The 1202-nt window shown below is 59.4% G+C and carries 1 protein-coding gene; it reads left to right on the forward strand.

Annotation, left to right across the window (positions count from 1 at the left end):
• The first annotated feature begins 147 nt into the window (after positions 1–147).
• Positions 148–1119, forward strand: coding sequence for an IS110 family RNA-guided transposase (locus tag U1R88_RS35535; protein ID WP_007163128.1), 972 nt, complete (start codon positions 148–150; stop codon positions 1117–1119).
• The last annotated feature ends 83 nt before the right edge of the window (positions 1120–1202 follow it).

A 1202-nucleotide genomic window follows, 5' to 3' on the forward strand; every position in this document is an offset into this window, starting at 1 on the left:
TTAAGCCTTTGAGCTTGCAGCGTAGATAGGCTGCCTCCTCCACACTCATCCCCAAGTCCGAACGGTATCTGGAGCCTCAAGAGCTCGTATTACGCAAGGTTGGACAGGATGACGTGATCATCAAGACACCTTCGTGGAGGAGATCTCATGGCAGTGGTAGTAGGCGTCGATATCGCCAAGCGCACCTTTGATCTGGCGATGCTGCAACCTAACGGCAAGCATCGAACCAAGGGCAAGCTGGCTAACGACAAGGCAGGCTTCGCGGTCTTTGCCGACTGGCTGCAGCGGCATGCCGAACCGGAGGCCTGGATCGTGATGGAAGCGACTGGCATCTACCACGAAGCACTTGCCGAGCACTTCCATGCCTTGGGCTATCGGATCGCCGTGCTCAACCCGGCGCAGGTTGCCCGCTATGCGCAAAGCCAGCTGCAACGCAGCAAGACAGACAAGCTCGATGCCAAGCTAATCGCCACCTTTGGCCAACTGCATCTGGATCGACTACGGGCCTGGCAACCTGAGCCTCTGCCCTTGCGCCAACTCCGCGCGCTGACCCGACGCCTGGAGGATCTGCAATCGCTGCGACAGATGGAGCTCAATCGGCTTGAGGTCAGCCCGGACAACGTCCAGGACTCAATCCGGGCAGTCCTGCAGCGGCTCGATGAACAGATTGCCTGGACGCTAGAACAGATCAAACGGCACATCGACGATGACCCGGACCTACGCGGCAAACGTGATCTGCTGGTGAGCATAGACGGTATCGCCGATAAGACCGCAGCCCTGATTCTAGCTGAGCTGGGCGATATCGGCCGCTTCACCCATGCTCGCGCCGTCACTGCCTTTGCGGGTCTGGATCCGCGCTTGCAGGAGTCTGGCACCTTTCACGGCCGTACCTGCATCTCGCGCACAGGATCAGCCCGTTTGCGCACCGCGCTGTACCTGCCTGCTGTCGTGGCGTTAACTCATAACCCAGCTATCAAAGCGCAAGCCGAACGCCTGAAAGCCAAGGGCAAGAAGGGAAAACAAACCGTCTGCGCAGCCATGCGCAAACTGCTGAGCATTGCCTATGGCGTGCTCAAATCGGGCAAGCCTTTCGATCCTGCCTTAGCAATTGCACACTGAGGTGGAAGACGGTATCTACGAATCGGCGCCCACGTCTCGCAGCTCGCCGGCGAAGCGCGCCAAGCGCTGGCGCAGGCGCTGGT

It is taken from the genome of Labrys sedimenti (assembly GCF_034424805.1).
Taxonomy (GTDB): Bacteria; Pseudomonadota; Alphaproteobacteria; order Rhizobiales; family Labraceae; genus Labrys; species Labrys sedimenti.